This is a genomic window from Amycolatopsis acididurans, from assembly GCF_012328925.1.
GTDB classification, from domain to species: Bacteria; Actinomycetota; Actinomycetes; order Mycobacteriales; family Pseudonocardiaceae; genus Amycolatopsis_E; species Amycolatopsis_E acididurans.
The window spans coordinates 19698-37965 of sequence record NZ_JAAXLS010000050.1; the positions used below are offsets into that span (position 1 = coordinate 19698).

At 68.8% G+C, this 18268-nt stretch carries 14 protein-coding genes, 2 tRNA genes and 1 pseudogene; 10 read left to right on the forward strand and 7 right to left on the reverse strand.

Annotated features, from left to right (window positions below):
- The first annotated feature begins 73 nt into the window (after positions 1 to 73).
- The 3 genes from HFP15_RS35510 to HFP15_RS35520 all read left to right on the forward strand — a co-directional run bounded on the left by HFP15_RS35510 (position 74) and on the right by HFP15_RS35520 (position 5477).
- A complete protein-coding gene (locus HFP15_RS35510; RefSeq protein ID WP_168521762.1) occupies positions 74 to 3511 on the forward strand; it encodes a choice-of-anchor D domain-containing protein in 3438 nt (1145 codons plus the stop codon).
- Between the two features lie 264 nt (positions 3512 to 3775).
- Positions 3776 to 4804 carry a fatty acid desaturase family protein gene (locus HFP15_RS35515; protein WP_168521764.1) on the forward strand — a complete coding sequence of 343 codons (1029 nt, stop codon included), beginning with the start codon at positions 3776 to 3778 and terminating at the stop codon, positions 4802 to 4804.
- Positions 4805 to 4838: 34 nt separating this feature from the next.
- Positions 4839 to 5477, forward strand: a complete 639-nt coding sequence (locus tag HFP15_RS35520) for a cation diffusion facilitator family transporter (protein WP_210718296.1) — start codon at positions 4839 to 4841, stop codon at positions 5475 to 5477.
- Between the two features lie 33 nt (positions 5478 to 5510).
- Here HFP15_RS35520 and HFP15_RS35525 read toward each other — a convergent pair whose 3' ends face one another.
- From HFP15_RS35525 to HFP15_RS35550, 6 genes are all read right to left on the reverse strand, one after another.
- On the reverse strand, positions 5511 to 6083 hold the full coding sequence (locus tag HFP15_RS35525; protein WP_210718297.1) for an SRPBCC family protein: 573 nt from the start codon (positions 6081 to 6083) through the stop codon (positions 5511 to 5513).
- A gap of 321 nt (positions 6084 to 6404) precedes the next feature.
- A tRNA-Arg gene (locus HFP15_RS35530) sits at positions 6405 to 6477 on the reverse strand.
- 42 nt (positions 6478 to 6519) lie between these two features.
- Positions 6520 to 6608 (reverse strand) — tRNA-Ser (locus tag HFP15_RS35535).
- 63 nt (positions 6609 to 6671) lie between these two features.
- A complete protein-coding gene (locus tag HFP15_RS35540) occupies positions 6672 to 8387 on the reverse strand; it encodes a phosphatidylglycerol lysyltransferase domain-containing protein (protein WP_246272337.1) in 1716 nt (571 codons plus the stop codon).
- Between the two features lie 29 nt (positions 8388 to 8416).
- Complete coding sequence (locus HFP15_RS35545) at positions 8417 to 10399, reverse strand: acetoacetate--CoA ligase (protein ID WP_168521766.1); 1983 nt, start codon at positions 10397 to 10399, stop codon at positions 8417 to 8419.
- Positions 10400 to 10414: 15 nt separating this feature from the next.
- On the reverse strand, positions 10415 to 11041 hold the full coding sequence (locus HFP15_RS35550; RefSeq protein WP_168521768.1) for a dienelactone hydrolase family protein: 627 nt from the start codon (positions 11039 to 11041) through the stop codon (positions 10415 to 10417).
- A gap of 105 nt (positions 11042 to 11146) precedes the next feature.
- Here HFP15_RS35550 and hisC point away from each other — a divergent pair, with 105 nt between their 5' ends.
- A complete protein-coding gene (gene hisC, locus HFP15_RS35555) occupies positions 11147 to 12205 on the forward strand; it encodes a histidinol-phosphate transaminase (protein WP_168521770.1) in 1059 nt (352 codons plus the stop codon).
- Here hisC and HFP15_RS35560 read toward each other — a convergent pair.
- On the reverse strand, positions 12187 to 12951 hold the full coding sequence (locus tag HFP15_RS35560) for a sulfite exporter TauE/SafE family protein (protein WP_168521772.1): 765 nt from the start codon (positions 12949 to 12951) through the stop codon (positions 12187 to 12189). The two genes, hisC and HFP15_RS35560, sit on opposite strands and share 19 nt — an antisense overlap.
- Before the next feature lie 113 nt (positions 12952 to 13064).
- Between HFP15_RS35560 and HFP15_RS35565 the strand changes: the two genes are divergently transcribed.
- From HFP15_RS35565 to ku, 6 genes and pseudogenes are all read left to right on the forward strand, one after another.
- A complete protein-coding gene (locus tag HFP15_RS35565) occupies positions 13065 to 14120 on the forward strand; it encodes an Rv2629 family ribosome hibernation factor (protein ID WP_168521774.1) in 1056 nt (351 codons plus the stop codon).
- Between the two features lie 34 nt (positions 14121 to 14154).
- Positions 14155 to 14631, forward strand: a complete 477-nt coding sequence (locus HFP15_RS35570) for an ATP-binding protein (protein ID WP_210718298.1) — start codon at positions 14155 to 14157, stop codon at positions 14629 to 14631.
- On the forward strand, positions 14628 to 15446 hold the full coding sequence (locus HFP15_RS35575; RefSeq protein ID WP_168521776.1) for a SigB/SigF/SigG family RNA polymerase sigma factor: 819 nt from the start codon (positions 14628 to 14630) through the stop codon (positions 15444 to 15446). The genes HFP15_RS35570 and HFP15_RS35575 overlap by 4 nt, the downstream gene beginning before the upstream one ends.
- 36 nt (positions 15447 to 15482) lie before the next feature.
- Positions 15483 to 16430: a non-homologous end-joining DNA ligase gene (gene ligD / locus HFP15_RS35580; RefSeq protein WP_210718299.1), complete on the forward strand. Its 948-nt coding sequence runs from the start codon at positions 15483 to 15485 to the stop codon at positions 16428 to 16430.
- Positions 16427 to 17311: a non-homologous end-joining DNA ligase gene (ligD, locus tag HFP15_RS35585; RefSeq protein WP_312871905.1), complete on the forward strand. Its 885-nt coding sequence runs from the start codon at positions 16427 to 16429 to the stop codon at positions 17309 to 17311. The genes ligD (HFP15_RS35580) and ligD (HFP15_RS35585) overlap by 4 nt, the downstream gene beginning before the upstream one ends.
- Positions 17311 to 18256 (forward strand): annotated as a pseudogene (ku, locus tag HFP15_RS35590) (non-homologous end joining protein Ku). The gene ligD (HFP15_RS35585) and the pseudogene ku overlap by 1 nt, the downstream one beginning before the upstream one ends.
- Positions 18257 to 18268 lie beyond the last annotated feature (12 nt).

The following is an 18268-nucleotide window of genomic DNA, read 5'->3' on the forward strand; positions in this document are numbered from 1 at the left end:
CAACTGTGAGCGTCCGCGTACGCCGCTGGAGGCACAGTTGTTCATCCGGTCTCGTCGCGCTGTCCGGATTTCGTTGCTCACCGTAGTTGTGGCTGTGGTCGCGCTGATCGCGCCACCCGCGCTGGCCGACGACGCCACCGCGGCGCACACCACGCTGCGCACCGGCTGGGACGACAACGAAGCAGGCCTGGCGCCCTCGCAGGTCGGCGCCACCGATTTCGGTCAGCTGTTCAGCAGCGCGGTCGACGGCCAGGTCTACGCCCAGCCCATCGTGGGCAACGGGGTCGTCGTGGTCGCGACCGAGAACAACAAGGTCTACGGCCTCGATCCCGTGACCGGCGCGCAGAAGTGGCTGGTCAACCTGGGTCCCGCATGGCCTGCGTCCACTTTGAGCTGTGGCGACCTGGTGCCCGACATCGGCGTGACCTCGACGCCGGTCTACGACGCGGGCACCGGCACCGTGTACCTGACGTCGAAGGTCAACGACGGCCCGGACGCGCAACACCCGCACTGGTACCTGCACGCGCTGGACGTCAAGACCGGCACCGAGAAGGCGGGCTTCCCGACGACGATCCAGGGTGCGCCGACCAACAACCCGAGCGTGGCGTTCAACCCGCTGACGGCGATGCAGCGGCCGGGTCTGCTGCTGCTCGACGGCGTCGTCTACATGGGCTTCGGCAGCCACTGCGACTACACGCCCTACGTCGGCTATGTCGTGGGCGTCAACGCGTCCACCGGGGCGCAGACCACGATGTGGTCGACCGAGGCGGGTGTCTCCGACGAGGGCGGTATCTGGCAGGGCGGTTCGGGGCTGGTCTCCGACGGGCCGGGGCGGATCATGTTCGCCACCGGCAACGGCGTCGCCCCGGCTCCCGGCCCCGGTGACACCCCGCCGGCGACGCTCGGTGAATCGGTCGTGCGCCTCAACGTCAACAGCGACGGATCGCTGACCGCGGCGAGCTTCTTCAGCCCGCACGACAACACGAAACTCAACCAGGACGACGCCGACCTCGGCTCGGGCGGACCGATCGCGCTGCCGTCGAGTTTCGGCACGAGCGCGCATCCGCATCTGGCGGTGGAGGTCGGCAAGGACGGCCGGATCTACCTGCTCGACGCCGACCACCTCGGTGGCGCGGGTCAGGGCGCCGGCGGTGGCGACGACGTGGTCGGCATGACCGGTCCCTTCCAGGGTGTCTGGGGCCGGGCCGGGTTCTGGGGCGGCGACGGCGGTTACGTCTACGTGGTCGGCAACAGCGGCCCGCTGCGCGCACTGCAGTACTCGGCCTCGGGGCCGTCGCTGACCTCCGTCGGCACGACGAGTGACAACTTCGGCTACACGTCGGGCTCGCCGGTCGTCACCTCCTCGGGCACGACCTCGGGTTCGGCGCTGGTGTGGGTCGTTTACAGCACCGGCCCGACCGGCGCGAACGCCCAGCTGCGCGCCTACGACCCGGTGCCGGTCAACGGTGTGCTGCAGTTGCGGTACTCGGCACCGATCGGCACCGCGGTCAAGTTCTCCGTGCCCGCGACCGACAACGGCCGCGTCTACGTCGGAACCCGCGACGGCAAGGTCTTCGGGTTCGGCAGGCCCACCACCTCCCCGCTGACCACGCAGCCGTACGACTTCGGCTCGGCGGCGGTCGGCAGCACCCAGAACGCGACCGTGAGCGTCACGGCGAACCAGGACCTGTCCGTGAGCGCCGCCTCCGCCGACGCCCCGTTCGGCACTTCGCTGCAGACGCCGGTCAGCCTGACCAAGGGCCAGACCCTCGCGGTACCGGTCAGCTACACGCCGAAGACGTGGGGCGGCTCGACCGGCAGCCTGACGTTCACCACGAGCGCCGGGACCGTCGCCATGGACCTGCACGGGCAGGGCACACAGCCGGGGCTGGGCGCGACGCCGTCGTCGCTCGACTTCGGGCAGGTGCGCACCGGCGCGGCCAAGGAACTCGGCGTCAACATCCTCAACACGGGCACGACCGGCGAGACGATCACCGGCGTGACCGCGCCGACCGGTTCGTTCAGCGCGACCAACCTGCCGGCGTCGGGAACGGTGCTGGCCGCCGGAGCGTCGCTGACGATCCCGGTCACCTACACGCCGACCTCCGGTACCGACACCGGCGTCGCCGAGAGCTCGCAGCTGACGGTGACCAGTGACCAGGGTTCGGTGTCCGTGCCGGTGAACGGCACCGCGCTGTCGGGCCAGGCACATCTGACGCTGAACCCGACGTTGGTGGACTTCCACACCGTCGCGGTCGGACAGTCGGTGACGCAGACCTTCACCGTGGCCAACACCGGCACGGTGCCGCTGACGATCACCAAGGCGAAGGCGCCCGCGGGCGTGTTCAGTACCGCGACCCCGCTCGCCGAGGGTCAGGTGATCGCGCCGGGCGACTCGCTGCAGCAGTCGGTGACCTTCACCCCGGCCGACGCGTACCCGGCGACCGCGACCTACGAGCTCACCGGCGACGACGGCCAGAGCGCGCAGTACGTGACGTTACAGGGCAACACCGACCCGATCGCCGACTACTACAACCAGCTCGGCGGCGCGCGCGGTTCGTACCTGAGCGACCCGGTTTCGGCCGAGTACCCGACCGCGGGCGGCGGCGAGGCGCAGGACTTCCGCGGCGGCACGATCTACTGGTCGGCGGCGACGGGCGCGCACGCCGTGCACGGCGCGATTCTCGATCACTACAAGGCACTCGGTGGTCCCGCGAGCTCGCTCGGCTACCCGGTCACGGACGAGCTGGGCACGCCGGACGGGATCGGGCGGTACAACCACTTCAACGGTTCGGGCGGCGCGTCGATCTACTTCACGCCGAACACCGGTGCGTGGTCGATCCAGGGTGCGATCCGCGCGAAGTGGGCGTCGATGGGCTGGGAGACGGGCCCGCAGGGTTACCCGATCACCGATGAGCTCGGCACCCCGGACGGAATCGGGCGGTACAACCACTTCTCGCGGCCGGACGGTGCGTCGATCTACTTCACGCCGAACACCGGGGCGTGGTCGATCCAGGGCCAGATCCGGGACCGCTGGGCGTCGTTGGGCTGGGAAGCCGGCCCGCTCGGCTACCCGGTCACCGACGAACTGGGCACGCCCGATGGCGTGGGCCGCTACAACCACTTCAGCAAGGCCGCGTCGGTCTACTGGACCCCGTCGACGGGCGCACACGGCGTGTACGGCGCGATCCGGGCGCACTGGGCCGCGATGGGCTGGGAAGCCGGTCCGATGGGCTACCCCGTGACCGACGAACTGGGCACGCCGGATGGCGTGGGCCGCTACAACCACTTCAGCAAGGCGGCCTCGATCTACTGGACCCCGTCGACAGGTGCGAACGGCGTGTACGGCGCCATCCGCGCCACGTGGGCGTCGATGGGCTGGGAAACGAGCAGACTGGGCTACCCGACCTCCGACGAGTACGGCGTCGACGGCGGACGGCGCAACGACTTCGCCGGTGGGTGGCTGACATTCTGGTTCTCGAACGGAGCCGTAACGACCAGCTACCGGTAGCGTGGCGCGCAGTCGAGAGCCTTAGTCCACAATGTACTGTTGGAGGCGGGTGGCGAGGGTGCTGTCCGCGTTCGTGTCCATCCGGTCAGGTTGTCCCGCGGCGGGGAACTCTCCGGTAGGTCAACGCGTTGATGGGGTAAGTCGCAAGGTTTGCGTGTTCGCGGGGCCACCGCGGCCCACGGAATTCACCCCGGCGATACAGCCGGATATTCGCGTCGGCTGAACGGTTCCGATCCCTCCGCGAAACAGAAAACCCTGGTGTTCATGTCAATCGACACCGCCCCCGCCACACGCCCCCACAGTGACTTCGCGGAGCTTTCCCGCGCGGTCAAACAGCGAGGTCTCCTCGAAAGGCGTCCACGTACCTACGTTCTCAGGCTCGCGATCAACATGACACTGCTGGCCGGGGCCTGGACCCTGTTCGCGCTGGTGGGTGACTCCTGGTGGCAACTGCTGACCGCGGCCCTGCTCGCGGTCGTGTTCGGCCAACTCGCGTTCATCGGTCACGACGCGGGCCACAAGCAGATCTTCCGCGGCAAACGTGCCAACAACGTGGTCGGCCATCTGCATGCCGCCCTGGTCGGGCTGAGCTTCCAGTGGTGGGTCGGCAAACACAATCGGCACCACGCCAACCCGAACCACGAGCACGACGATCCCGACCTGGACATCCCGTTGCTGGCGTTCACTCCCGAACAAGCGTCCGCCAAGCGGGGCGTGCTGCGCTGGATGGCGAAATACCAGGCGTTCCTGTTCTTCCCGCTGCTCCTGCTCGAGGGACTGAGCCTGCACCTCTCGAGTGTGCAAGCGGTACTGCGGCGCGAGGTGAAGGCCGTCCGGCTGGAGGCGACCCTGCTGGCCATCCACGTAGTCGGCTACCTGGCGGTGGTGTTCTGGGTGCTGTCGCCCTTGCAGGCGATCGCGTTCATCGCGGTGCACCAGGGCTTGTGGGGCGTCTACCTCGGCCTTTCGTTCGCGCCCAACCACAAGGGAATGCCGCTGCTGCCCGCCGACCGGAAACTCGACCACGTCCGCAAACAGGTGCTGACCTCGCGCAATATCCGCGGCGGCCGGTTCACCGACGCCGCGCTCGGCGGTCTGAACTACCAGATCGAGCACCACCTGTTCCCCGGAATGCCGCGCGCGAACCTGCGCCACGCCCGGCCCCTGGTGCGGGAGTTCTGTGCCCGTCACGGTCTCACCTACAACGAGACCAGCGCGGCCGGTTCCTACGCCGAGGTGCTGAGGCACCTGCACGCGATCGGAGCACCGCTGCGCGCCGGCGCCACACCGTAAGCGCCCGTCGGCTGTGCCTTGTCAGACTGCCAAGGTGAGCAACGCGAACCCCGCCGACGAGCACGAGGGCACCCACGGCACCACCGAGCGTGAACACGCCCGGCGAGCAGCGTTGCTGCGCCGCGGATTCCTTCTGGAATACACGACACTGGGCTGGAACGTGATCGGCATCGTGATCTTGGCGATCACCGCCGTCTCCGCGCGTTCCGTCGCGCTGGCCGGGTTCGGTCTGGACTCGCTGATCGAGATCGGGGCGTCCACCGTCGTGATCTGGGAGTTGTCGGGCACCAGCGAAGCCCGGCGGCGTCGCGCGCTGCGGCTGATCGCGGCCGCGTTCGCGTTGCTGGCCGTCTACTTGGTCGTCCAGTCCAGCGTCGTGCTGGCCACCGGCTACCGCCCTGGCCACAGCACCGGCGGCATCGTCTGGACGGCGCTGACCGCGGCGGCCATGTTCGCCCTGGCGGCGGGCAAGGCCCGCACCGGCGCCGCCCTGGGCAACCCCGTCCTGCGCAGCGAGGGCCGGGTCACTCTCGTCGACGGGATCCTCGCCACCGCCGTACTGGCCGGACTGGTGCTCAACGCGACCCTCGGCTGGTGGTGGGCCGACCCGGTCGCCGGCTACGTGTTGGTCTTCTACGCGGCGCGCGAGGTCCGCGCCATCCTCACCGATTGAGCGCGTACCGTCGTCGCGGCCGGCCTGACGAGTTCACCGACGGTCAGCGCGGCTCTCTCCGGCACCGGCCGGCACCGCCTCGGCGGCGGCCGGCTTTTCGTGTGCGACCGCTCGTTCGATATTTCGCTTGAGCACAGCCAACATCCGCGCCTGCATGACCCAGGTGACCGTTATGTAGAGCCAAGAGACGACGAAGTGTTCCAGCCATCGGGGCCGGTAGGTTTGATACCCGCTGATGACCAGACGTGTGCGACCATCCGGCAACTCGTTCAACAGGAAGCCCCATAGGCCTTCCATGTATGCCGGCGGCCGCGGTTGCGCCGGATCGAGGCGGCGGCCCAGCAGATCGCTCAAGCCATGAAGTCCGAGGAATCGGTTCGGTTCGAGCACTGCGACCGCGTAGGCGTCCGTGGGGCCCGCGCCTGGTGTCCAGAACCGCAGGTAGTCGCCGACGGCGACGTTCTGCCATTCCGGGTGTACCTCCCGGGCACTCGGGCGGCCGGCGTTGTCGAGGCGGTCCCAGGAGTACCAGCCCCCACGATCCCAGCCCATCTGGACGAGCCACGGCCAGACCTGGCTCGGCGGTGCGTCGATCGTGACGGCCATCGTCGCCGACCTCTGCCCGTCCTGGACCAGGTCGGCACCGGGGTAGGGCCCAGCGACTTCCTCATCGGTTGCGCCCCAACGCCAAAGGCGAGGACGCACCCACGCCGCGTAGACGACCGCTGCCGTCCCAGCCACACCCGCGATCTTGCCGATGAATCCCATGGAGAAGCCTTGGCGGGGCGTCCGCCGGATCACAAGGGACCAACGTCCGCACTTCAAACCCACGATCGCCCCGCGGACTCCCGGAGGGAGGCAAACCCCCAGACAGCAGAAGACCCGCTGTCACCAGCGGGTCTTCTGTATTGCTGTCTCAACCTTGCGCGCGCCCGAAGGGATTCGAACCCCTAACCTTCTGATCCGTAGTCAGATGCTCTATCCGTTGAGCTACGGGCGCTTGTTCAGTTGTTAACTTAGCATCCGGCGAACCGGTGCTGAGCGGAGGCTCCGGGATTTGAACCCGGGAGGGGGGTTACCCCCAACCGCATTAGCAGTGCGGCGCCATAGACCAGACTAGGCGAAGCCTCCCGGATCAACGACCACTGCTCAGATAGCGTACACAGCCCTTGGTCACGGTTTCAAAGGGCCCCCTTATCGCCGCAAAAGGCGCATCAGCCAGGGGGAACGTCCACCCAGGCCTTCGGCCTCGAAGACCGCGACACCCACCCTCGGCAGCTCCCGCACGCTCGGGAACACCAGGAACCTCGGCACCCACCGCGGCTGGAACTTCGCGTTGAACCGGTACAGCGTCTCGATCTGGATCCAGTGTGACGCCCAGCCCAGCACCTTCGCCGAGACGCGTGCCACAGGGCCCGCGCCGATGCGCCTGCCCTGCTCCATCAGCTTCCGGAACGCGGCGAAGTTCAGCGAGACATATTTCACGCCATGATCACGCGCGCGCAGCAGCAGTTCCGAGATCATCAGCTCGTTGACGCCGTTGTCCGCCGCGCGGTCGCGCCTCATCACGTCCAGCGAAAGCCCGTCCTCACCCCACGGCACGAACTGCAGCAGGCCGCGCGTCCGGCCGTCCTGCGTCGCGGTCACCAGCACCGAACCGGCGTCGCCCATCCGGCCCAGCGCCATCGAGAAGCCGCGCTCGGTGTCACTGCCGCGCCAGCTCGCCGCCAGCGATTCCAGCTCGGCCAGCTCCCCCGGCTCCAGGTTCTCGGTGCGCCGCACCTGCACCTCGTACCCCGCCCGCTTCGTCCGCGAGACCGCCTGCCGCACGCCGCGCATCGCCCGGCCGTCGAGGGTGAACGTGTCCGTGTCGACCACGGCCTCGTCGCCGATCTCCAGCACGTCCAGGTGGTACCGCGCCCACACGGTCGCCCCCAGCTCCGAACACCCCATCGCGGCGGGCACCCAGCCGTGCCGCCGGCATACCTCCAGGAACTCCTCGATCGCCCCCGGCCAGGCTTCGCTGTCACCGAGCGGGTCCGCCGACGCGACCGCCGCGCCCGCGATCACCCGGTAGGTCACCGCGGCCTTGCCGGTCTTGGAGAACACCACGAACTTGTCCTCCCGCAACGCGAAGTAGCCCAGCGAGTCGCGCTGCCCGTGCTGATCCAGTAGCTCCCGCAACCGCTTCTTGTCCGCTTCGGACAGATGCGGTGCGGGCTCGGCCGAGCGCAGCAGGAAGTACGCCGCGATCAGCACCGCGCCCAGCCCGAACAGCAGCCCGACCGACGCGACGAGGTCCTCCATCAACGTCGACCGGAACACCGCGGGACCGCTGACTCCGATCAGCGCCAGCGCCGACTCCTCGAGCCGGTCCCCGAACCCGAGCGGCTCGACGACGCTGCGGGGCGCGAACGTCAGCAACCCGACGTTGATCACCAGGCCGGCGATGACGAGCTGCAGGAACACCCGGGCCCACCGCCACTTGCCGGTCACCGGATCGGGCAGCGCGATGAAGTACTTGCGGTTCAGCGCGAGCGCCACCACCAGCGCGACCGACACCAGCCCGGAACCGAGCAGGTGCTGCTGCAGCCCCAGATGCGACAAGGACAGCACCACGCTGCCCGCCATCGCGAGCTGCCACGCCCGCCGCTTACGCCGCCGCAGCCCGGACGCCAGCATGATCAGCAGCACCCCGACGACCAGCACGACCGTGGCCGCCGCCGTCGTCGCATCCTGCGGCAGCCCCAGCCACCCCGCCACGTGACCTCGCGCCCGCCGCCCGGCGGGCAGCACCACCGAGATCACCGCGAGCAGCCCGACCAGCCTGGTCACCCAGGTGATCGCGACCACCGACGCGACCCCCGTCAGCCGCCACAGCACAGGGGCGTGCCGTCTCTCCTCGGTCAACGCCCTCCCCGTCGTCAAGCCCTTCCCCCCTACTCCCCTCTGGCCAGCTCGACGAACGGCTCCAGCGCCGCCGGATTGGCCAGTGCGTCCCGGCTGACGGCGCGTTCCGGCGCCGTGCCCGCGAGGATCTTCTTCACCGGGACCTCACACTTCTTACCGTTGAGCGTGCGGGGCACTTCAGCCACCTCGACGAAACGGTCCGGGACGTGGCGCGGCGACAGTGCGATCCGCAGTTCCTTGCGTAGGGCCGGCTCCACCTCGTCGAGAGTGGCACCCGGTGCCATTACGACGAAACACAGCAGCTCTCCCTGGGTATTCCCAGATGTGTCGATCACTAACGAATCCGCGATCTCGTCGAAGCCCTCGACCACGCGATAGAACTCCGCGGTGCCCATCCGCACACCGCCGCGGTTGAGCGTCGAATCACTGCGACCGTAGATCACCGCCGAACCGCGCTCGGTGATCTTGATCCAGTCCCCGTGCCGCCACACGCCCGGGTAGTAGTCGAAGTACGCGTCGCGCAGCCGCGAACCGTCCTCGTCGTTCCAGAAGAACACCGGCATCGAGGGCATCGGCTGGGTGACGACCAGTTCGCCGACCTCCTCGACGATCTCGTTGCCGTCGTCGTCGAAGGCCCGCACCGCGGCCCCGAGCGCGCGGCAGGACAGCTCGCCGAGCCACACCGGAACGTCCGGGGCCGAGGCGACGAACGCCGCGCACAGGTCGGTTCCGCCGGAGACCGAGCAGATCTGCACGTCCTTGCCGACCTTCTCCGCGATCCACCGGAAGCCCTCGACGGACAGCGGCGCGCCGGTCGACCCGATCCCGCGCAGGCTGGACAGGTCGTAGTCGCCGCCGGGTTCCAGCCGTGCCTTGAGGCAGCTCTGGATGAACGGCGCCGAGGTGCCGAAGTAGGTGATCCGCTGCTTCTGCGCCAGCCGCCACAGCGCACCGAGATCGGGATGCCCGGGGCTGCCGTCGAACAGCACGATCGTCGCGCCCACGAGCAGGCCGGCGATCAGGAAGTTCCACATCATCCAGCCGGTGGTGGTGAACCAGAAGAACCGGTCGCCGGGGCGCAGGTCCATCTGCAACGCGAGCGCCTTGAGATGCTCGATGGTGATCCCGCCGTGCCCGTGCACGATGCCCTTCGGCAGCCCGGTGGTGCCCGAGGAGTACAGCACCCACAGTGGATGGTCGAACGGGACGGGTTCGAACTCCAGCTGCGCGCCCTCGTGCTCGGCCAGCAACCGCTCCCAGGACAGTGCCCCGTCGAGGGTGCCGCCACCGGCGTAGTCGACGAGCACGGTCGCGCGCACCGAGGGAATGTCCTCACGCAACTGGTTCACCGTGCCGCGCACGTCGAAGGATCGTCCATTGTAGACGTAGGCGTTGACCGCGATGAGCACCTTCGGCTCGATCTGAGTGAACCGGTCGGCGACCGCCCGCACCCCGAAGTCCGGGGAACACGACGACCACGTGGCGCCCAGACTCGCCGCGGCGAGGAACGCGATCAGCGTCTGCGGGCAGTTCGGGGCGAGCGCGACGACGCGGTCCCCCTTGCCGACGCCGAGCGAGACGAGCGCGGACCTGGCCGCCGCCACCTGAGCGCGCAGTTCGCCGTAGGTCAGCCGGGCGCCGGCGCCGTCCTCGCGTTCGAAGATCACGGCGAGCTCGTCGTCGCCCTTCGCCGCGCCGGCGACCCCGCCGGTGAGCGCGTTCTCCGCGTAGTTCAGCGTGGCGCCGGGAAACCACCGCGCGCCGGGCATTCTCGCGTCGGCCAGCACCTGTTCCGGTCGCTCGTGCCAGCGCAGCCCGAGGAATTCGGCGACGCCGCCCCAGAACCCGCCCGGGTCCGCCACCGAGTACTGCCAGAGCTCGTCGTAGTCGGCCGTCCGCACGTCACGTTCGGTCCGCAGCCAGTCACGGAAGGCCTGGATTCGGGAGTCGGCGACCTGCTGCGGCGAGGGACGCCAAAGGACTTCGGGGGTGTCGGCAGTAGCGTTGGTCACACGCCGACCTTACGGTCAGCGAAGGTGCGCGTCGAACCAGTTCAGGGTGCGCTGCCAGGCTTCCACCGCGGCCTCCGGATCGGCGTCGAAACGGTGGTTGGCGCCGGGATAGCGCACCACGTTCGTCACCGCGCCCGACGCCGCCGCGGCCTCCCGCAACTGCTCCACCTCGGACGCGCCGAGCTCGTCGCCGGCGTCGCCGTAGATCCCGAGCCACGGACTGGTCAGCCTGCCCGCGATGTCCACGAGCACGGGCAGCTCGCCCGCGCCCTGGCCGCCGACGCTGACCGCGGCACCGAGCTTGCGGTTGGACGCGACCAGCAGCGCGGCGACCCCGCCGAGATCGAAGCCGACGACGCCGAGCAGGTCGCTTTGCACTCCGTGGTCGACGAGCCACGCGAGCGTGACATCCGTGGCGGCCAATATGTCTTCGCGCTGCGGCCGGCCCTTCACGTGGGGCGCGACGGCGAGCCAGCCCTCTTCCGCGAGACTCGTGATCAACAGTCGCACTCCATCAGTGACACCGTCGCCCTCATGCAGAACGACGAGCCCGCCCCTTACCACGTTCTCGGGTGCGGCATAGGTCAACTCGATCGCGCGACCGTCCTCGCGCTCGTAGTGTTCGGTGTGCGTCTGCGTCATCTCACCACTCAACCACCTTGGAGTGAACGTTAGTCAACACGCACGTCATGGAAGCCACGCGTTACCGTGATCGCAGCCGGTTTTTTCGCCCAGAAGGAGCATCCGATGCCCGTTCAGCCCCGCGTCGATCTCGACTCGTTACCCAGTTACGTCGCGGGACGAACCGTACCGGGCGCGGTGAAGCTGTCCAGTAACGAAACTCCCGGCGGCCCGCTACCGAGCGTAGCGAAGGCTATCGCCGAAGCCACCACGAACGTCAACCGCTACCCCGACATCAGCGTCGCGAAGCTGGCGGCGCGGCTCGCCGAGAAGACCGGCCTCACGGTGGAGCAGATCGCGGTCGGCTGTGGCTCGGTGGCGTTGTGCCAACAGCTGGTGCAGGCGATGTGCGCACCCGGCGACGAGGTGCTGTTCGCGTGGCGGTCGTTCGAGTCGTACCCGATCGTCAGCCAGATCGCGAACGCCACGCCGGTGAAGGTGCCGCTGGACGCCTCGCACACGCACGATCTCGACGCGATGGCGGCCAAGATCACCCCGAAGACCCGCGTGATCTTCGTCTGCAATCCCAACAATCCGACCGGCACCGCCAACCGCCGCGCCGAACTGGACCGCTTCCTCGACCGGGTGCCTTCGGACGTGCTCGTGGTGCTGGACGAGGCCTACCGCGAGTTCGTGACCGACCCCGATGTGCCGGACGGCCTCGACTACGTGCGCACGCGCGAGAACGTGGCCGTGCTGCGCACGTTCTCCAAGGCCTACGGCCTGGCCGGGCTGCGCGTCGGCTACTTCGCCGGGCCCGCCGCGGTCGCCGAGGCGGTGCGCAAGGTGTATGTGCCCTTCAGCGTGAACTCGCTCGCGCAGATCGCCGCGATGGCCTCGCTGGACGCCGAGGACGAGCTGCTCGAGCGTTGCGAAACCATTGTGGCGGAACGGGATCGCGTGCGGGCGGCGCTCATCGAGGCCGGGTACGAGGTGCCGGACTCGCAGGCGAACTTCGTCTGGCTGCCCCTCGGCGAGAAGGCGCTGGACTTCGCCGAGCACACCCTGGCGAACAAGGTCGTCGTGCGCGCGTTCGCGGGCGACGGCGTGCGGGTGACCGTGAGCCACCACGACGAGAACGACCTGTTCCTGCACGCGGCTCGCAGCTACCGCAGCAAGAACTGAACGATCGCCGCGATACCGACCACGATGATCACGCCCCGCAGGACGGCGGGCGGCAGGCGCCTGCCGATCTTGGCGCCCAGCTGCCCGCCGAGCGTGGAGCCGACCGCGAGCAGCCCGATCACCGGCCAGCTCACCGGTGCCACGAACGCGTAGACGGTGCCGGCGATCACGTTCACCACGGCCGCGAGCACGTTCTTGATCCCGTTGAGCCGCTGCAGTGAATCGGTCAGCAGCATGCCCATGACGCCCATCAGCATGACGCCCTGCGCCGCGGTGAAGTAGCCGCCGTAGACACCGATCAGGAAGATCAGGAACAGCAGCAGCGGCCCGCCCCGGGTCTCCTGTTCCGGTTCGCGCTCGCGGCGCCGGGCGACGTACACCGCGACCCGCGGCTGCACCGCCACGAGCACGACGGCGAGCCCGACCAGCACCGGCACGACCAACTCGAAGGTGTTGGGCGGCAGCAGAAGCAGCAGCACCGTGCCGCAACCGGCGCCGAGCGCGGAGGGCACCGCGTAGCGGGCGAGCCGCCGTGCCTGTCCCTTCAGCTCGTGCCGGTAGCCGACCGCACCGCTGATCGTGCCGGGGGCGAGACCGACGGCGTTGGACGTGGTCGCGGTGATCGGCGGATAGCCCAGCGCGACCAGCACCGGGAACGTGACGAGCGTGCCCGAGCCGACGATCGCGTTGATCGTGCCCGCCCACACCCCGGCGAAGAGCACGATGAGCGCCTGCCACCAGGTCATGGCGCGAACACGTCGATCCAGATCAGCGGCCCGCGGGCAAGGCAGAGGTCCTCGAATTCGGCTGGCATCGCTCCATAGTTTCACTCTCGGTACCGCCGGGTATGTGTGATTCCATGCAGACGACGATGTTGCGCCCGCTGGTCAGCAAGCCCGGCCCGTTCACGTCGGTCTACTTCGAAGACTCGCACGACACGGAGGACGCCGCTAAACAACTCGACCTCAAGCTGCGGGACCTACGTGCACAACTGGCCGAACAACACGCACCGGACGAGACGTGCCGGGCCATCGAAACCGCGGTACGGCAGGCACCGCCCTCGGTGGGCCGAAGCGGCCGCGCACTGCTGGCCACCGGTGACTCGGTGGTCGTGGACGAACGCTTCGACGAGCCGCCCGCGGCACCGGTCACGCGCGTGTCCGAACTGCCCTACCTGGTGCCGCTGACGCGCTACGCCGAACCGGGATCGCGTTACGTGGTCGCCTCGCTCGACCAAGTCAACGCGACCGTGGAGGCCTTCGACGAGCACGGCAGGAAGATCGGCGCGGACGAGGTGTCCGGCCGCGACCACCCCGTGCACCGGGTCCGCGGCGGCGGGTCGGCGCAGTATCCGATGCGCGAGCACACCGAGGAGACGCTGCGGCGCAACGTCGCCGACATCGCCGACGAGGTGGCGAACGTGGCACAGCGGACCGGCGCCCGGCTCGTGGTGCTGGCCGGCGAGATCCAGGGCCGGCGCGGCGTGTACGAGGCGCTGCCGAAGCCGTGGCAGGAGATCACGCACGAGGTGACGCACGTCGACGTGGTGCCCGAGCTCATCGAATCGGAGAAGCGGCGCAGGCTGGAGGAGGTACTGAACCGGTTCCGCGACGAGCTGGGCCAGGAGCAGGGCCTGGCCGTGCAGGGCCTGGAGGCGGTGACCTCGGCGCTGATGGAGGGCAACGTGGCGACGCTGCTGATCTCCGACCCGCCCGGGGCCCGCGTCTACACCGGCACGGAACCTACGATGATCGCCACGTCCGAAAACCAGCTGCGCACGCTCGGCGCGTCCGAGGTGCGCGAACGCAACGCCGACGAGGCGATTCCGGTGGCCGCCGTCGCTGTCGACGCGGATCTGATATACGTCGACAGCGATCTCGCCGACGGGTTCGGCGTGATCTTGCGGCACCGATGACACTACCCGGCGAACGTCCCCCGATAGAGGCATCATGGTGCGCAGGCAGTACTCCGACTACGGCGAGGTGAAAGTGACCGGTTGGGAACCTCCGCCCCTGCACGCGCACAACGACATCGAGTTGTGGCTCGGGGCCGACCTGGTGCACCTGCCGATCGTGCGTTCGGTGGTGGCGACCATCGCCACGCGTGCCGACTTCGACCTCGACGCGATCGCCGATCTCCGGCTGGCGGTCGACGAGGCGTGTTCGACCCTGATCACCCGGGCGATCCCCGGCACCACCATGCGCTGCAGGTTCACTGTCAGCGGCGACGAACTGCGGTTCATCGGAACGGTCAAGTCGGCCACCGACAGCACACCCAGCACCAAATCGTTCGGCTGGCGGGTGCTGACGACGCTCACCGACGCGGTGGACGCGCGGGTCGCGGCCGACGGGCACGACGGGCACAAGGTCGACATCGAGATCGCGAAGCGGCGCGCAGCGGTGGACGTGCCAGGGGCGGGCGCGTGACCGGCTCCCGAGCCGAGCCCGCACAGCCGACTTCGTCGAACGAATACGAGCATCTCGCTCCGCTGTTCGGCGAACTCGCGGCACTGGACGAGGCGGACGAGACCCGGCGGGCCGAGCTGCGGGACCAGCTCGTCACCGGGCACTTGCCGCTGGCCGAACACATCGCGCAGCGGTTCTCCGGCCGCGGCGTGGCCAAGGAGGACCTGGTTCAGGTGGCCACGGTCGGCCTGATCAACGCCGTCGACCGGTACGACCCCGCGCGCGGCACCGACTTCCTGTCCTTCGCGGTGCCCACCGTGATGGGCGAGGTGCGGCGGCATTTCCGGGACACCGGCTGGCTGGTGCGCGTGCCACGCCGGCTCAAGGAACTGCACCTGTCGATCTCCAGCGCCAACACCGAACTGGCCCAGCGGCTCAACCGGGCGCCGACGCCGAGCGAGATCGCGGCGCATCTGGGCGTCAGCCAGGACGAGGTGTTCGAGGGCCTGGAGGCGGGCAACGCCTACCACTCGATGTCGTTGGACGAGGTGCTGTCCGGGGACACCGACAACCTCGCGCTGGGCGACACGCTCGGCGAGGAGGATTCGGCGCTGGAGGGCGTCGAGAACCACGAGGCGCTGCTGCCGCTGATCCGCGAGCTGCCCGAGCGGGAACGCAAGATCCTCGGCCTGCGCTTCGTGCACAACATGACGCAGACGCAGATCGCCGAGCGGATCGGCGTGTCCCAGATGCACGTGTCGCGCCTGCTCGCGCGCACCCTCGAACGGCTGCGCGAGGGCCTCACCGAGCAGGACGAGGACCCGGTTTCCTCGTAGGATTCACCAGCCGGGATCGGGGGTACTCCGATGATCATGGAGGTCGAGCCTGGCTGGCGCGAGCCCACGCTCGCGACGCTGACGCAGCGGCGCTTCTCCAGTGAGAACTGGTTGTTCGAGCGCAAGCTCGACGGCGTGCGCGCGATCTGTTCGCGCAACGGGGGCACGCCCACGTTGTGGTCGCGCAACCACAACGACGTCAGCGCCTCCTATCCCGAGATCGTCGAGGCCCTCGCCGAGCAGGGCGGCACCCATTTCGTCGCCGACGGCGAGATCGTCGCGTTCGACGGCCAGCAGACCAGCTTCGCCAGGCTGCAGCAGCGGATCCACCTCACCGACCGCAAGCGCATCGAGGCCACCGGCGTACGGGTCTACTACTACCTGTTCGACCTGCTGGTGTTCGATCACGCCGACGCCGGACGGTTGCCGCTCCGGCAGCGGAAACAGTTGCTGCGCAAGGCTTTCGACTGGGAGGACCCGCTGCGGTACTCACAGCACCGCAACGCCGACGGCGAGGAGTACTTCGCCTACGCGTGCGCGCACGGCTGGGAAGGGCTGATCGCCAAACGCGCGGACAGCCTGTACCGGCCGGGCCGCTCACCCGACTGGCTGAAGTTCAAATGCGTCAAGGACCAGGAGTTCGTGGTCGGCGGGTACACCCTGCCCGGCGGTTCGCGTAACGGGTTCGGGGCGCTGCTGGTGGGCTACTACGACCGGGGGAAGCTGCGGTACGCGGGCAAGGTCGGGACCGGATACAACGAGGCCATGCTGCGGGAACTGTCGGCGACGATGGGGGAAATGCGCCGCGATCGGTCCCCGTTCGCCGAGACGGTGCCCGAGCGCGGAGCGCGCTGGGTGGAGCCGAAACTCGTGGTGCAGGTCGCGTTCTCGGAGTGGACCACCGACGGCAAGCTGCGGCATCCGCGCTTCACCGGACTGCGCGACGACAAGCCGGCGGCCGACGTGGTGCGGGAGCAGCCGTGAAGCCCGAGGAGATCCGGACTTCCAAGCCGGACAAGGTGTTCTACCCCGGCGACGGCGTGACCAAGGGCGACGTGGTCGAGCATTACCGGCGGGTCGCGCCGGTCATGGTTCCGCATCTGCGCGGGCGCCCGCTCACGCTGCGCCGCTTTCCCGACGGCATTTCCGGCGAAGGCTGGTTCCAGAAGGAGGCTTCGGACTATTTCCCGGACTGGCTGCGGATCGAGCGGATCCCGCAGCGGGCCGGCGGCAACGTCCGCCACGTGGTCTGCGACGACGAGGCCACGCTGGTGTATCTGGCCAACCAGGCGACGATCGAGTTCCACGTCTGGCTGTCCACTGTGGATGACCTGGAACGACCGGACCTGATGGTGCTCGACCTCGACCCACCGGAGGGGACCGGCGTGGCGGAATTGCGGAAGGTGGCTCGCCGGGCGCGCGAGACCGTCGAAGACCTCGGCCTGTCCGCGTTCGTGCAGGCCACCGGCGGGCGCGGCTTCCACATCGTGACGCCGCTGGATCGCTCCGCCGACTACGAAACCGTGCGCGCGCTCGCACGCGGGGTCGCGGACGTGCTGGCGCAACGCGATCCGCGGCGGCTGACCACCGAACAACGCAAGGACAAACGCGGCGACCGGATTTTCCTGGACACCAACCGCAACGGCTACGCGCAGACGTTCGTCGCGCCCTATTCGCTGCGGGCGAGGCCCGGGGCACCGGTCGCCACCCCGCTGGACTGGTCCGAGCTGGGCCGCGCGGTGCCGAACGGGTTCGATCCGGCCAGGATCGACAGGAGGCTGGCCCGCAAGTCCGATCCGTGGCAGGACCTGCACGCGGCGGCCGGCTCGGCGGAGAAGGCGTTGCGGCAGCTAGGAGGCGCGTGATGGCGCGAGCGATCTGGAGCGGAGCGATCAACTTCGGGCTCGTGACGGTGCCCGTGGAGCTCTACAGCGCGACCGAGGACCACACGGTGCACTTCCGGCAGTTCGAACGCGGCACGTCGGACCGGATACGGTACCGCCGCGTGAACGAGCGCACCGGCAAGGAGGTCGACTTCGACGACATCGTGAAGGGCTACGACCTCGGCGACGGCGAGTACGTGCTGGTCGAGCAGGACGAACTGGACGAGATCGCGCCGGGGCGCTCCCGTTCGATCGACATCGAGGCGTTCGTGGAGCTGGACGACATCGATCCCGTCTACTTCCAGAAGAGCTACTGGCTCGGCACCGTCGAAAGAGGAGTTCGGGCGTGCGTACGGGCTGCTGGTGCGGGCCATGGAGCGCACGAACAAGGCCGGGATCGCGCGCTTCGTCATGCGCGGTAAGGAACACATCGCCGCCATCCGCGCAGGCGAGGACAACGTGATCATCCTCGACATCCTGATGTTCGGCGAGGACCTGCGCGACCCGGCCAAGGAGCTGAAGAAGCTGCCGGACAAGGCCGAGCCGCGCGGCAAGGAGCTCGACATGGCGGTGAGCCTGATCGACTCCATGACCGAGGACTGGCGGCCCGACGCCTACCACGACACGTACAACGAGCGCGTGCTCAAGCTCATCGACGACAAGAAGGCGGGGCGGAAGGTGTCGGTCGAGGCGCCGCCCTCGGAACCGACGAAGGTGGTCGACCTGTTCGACGCGCTGTCCCGCAGTGTCGAAAGCCGCAAGTCCGGTGGCGGCCGGAAATCCCGGAAGAAGGCACCCGACCTTTCCGAGCTGTCCAAGACCGAACTGGACCGGATGGCACGCGAGCTGGACATCAAGGGCCGCTCGAAGATGGCACGCGCCGAGCTGGAGAAAGCCGTCGCAACGGCGAACAAGCGCGCCTCCTGAACGGCCGGCGCA

Bases quoted from the DNA above. Each gene is read 5' to 3' on its own strand.
- HFP15_RS35515 (WP_168521764.1), top strand. From the start codon at position 3,776: ATGTCAATCGACACCGCCCCCGCCACACGCCCCCACAGTGACTTCGCG.
- HFP15_RS35525 (WP_210718297.1), bottom strand. From the start codon at position 6,083: ATGGCCGTCACGATCGACGCACCGCCGAGCCAGGTCTGGCCGTGGCTC.
- HFP15_RS35550 (WP_168521768.1), bottom strand. From the start codon at position 11,041: ATGACGCAGACGCACACCGAACACTACGAGCGCGAGGACGGTCGCGCG.
- hisC (WP_168521770.1), top strand. From the start codon at position 11,147: ATGCCCGTTCAGCCCCGCGTCGATCTCGACTCGTTACCCAGTTACGTC.
- HFP15_RS35560 (WP_168521772.1), bottom strand. From the start codon at position 12,951: ATGACCTGGTGGCAGGCGCTCATCGTGCTCTTCGCCGGGGTGTGGGCG.
- HFP15_RS35565 (WP_168521774.1), top strand. From the start codon at position 13,065: ATGCAGACGACGATGTTGCGCCCGCTGGTCAGCAAGCCCGGCCCGTTC.
- HFP15_RS35570 (WP_210718298.1), top strand. From the start codon at position 14,155: ATGGTGCGCAGGCAGTACTCCGACTACGGCGAGGTGAAAGTGACCGGT.
- ligD (WP_210718299.1), top strand. From the start codon at position 15,483: ATGGAGGTCGAGCCTGGCTGGCGCGAGCCCACGCTCGCGACGCTGACG.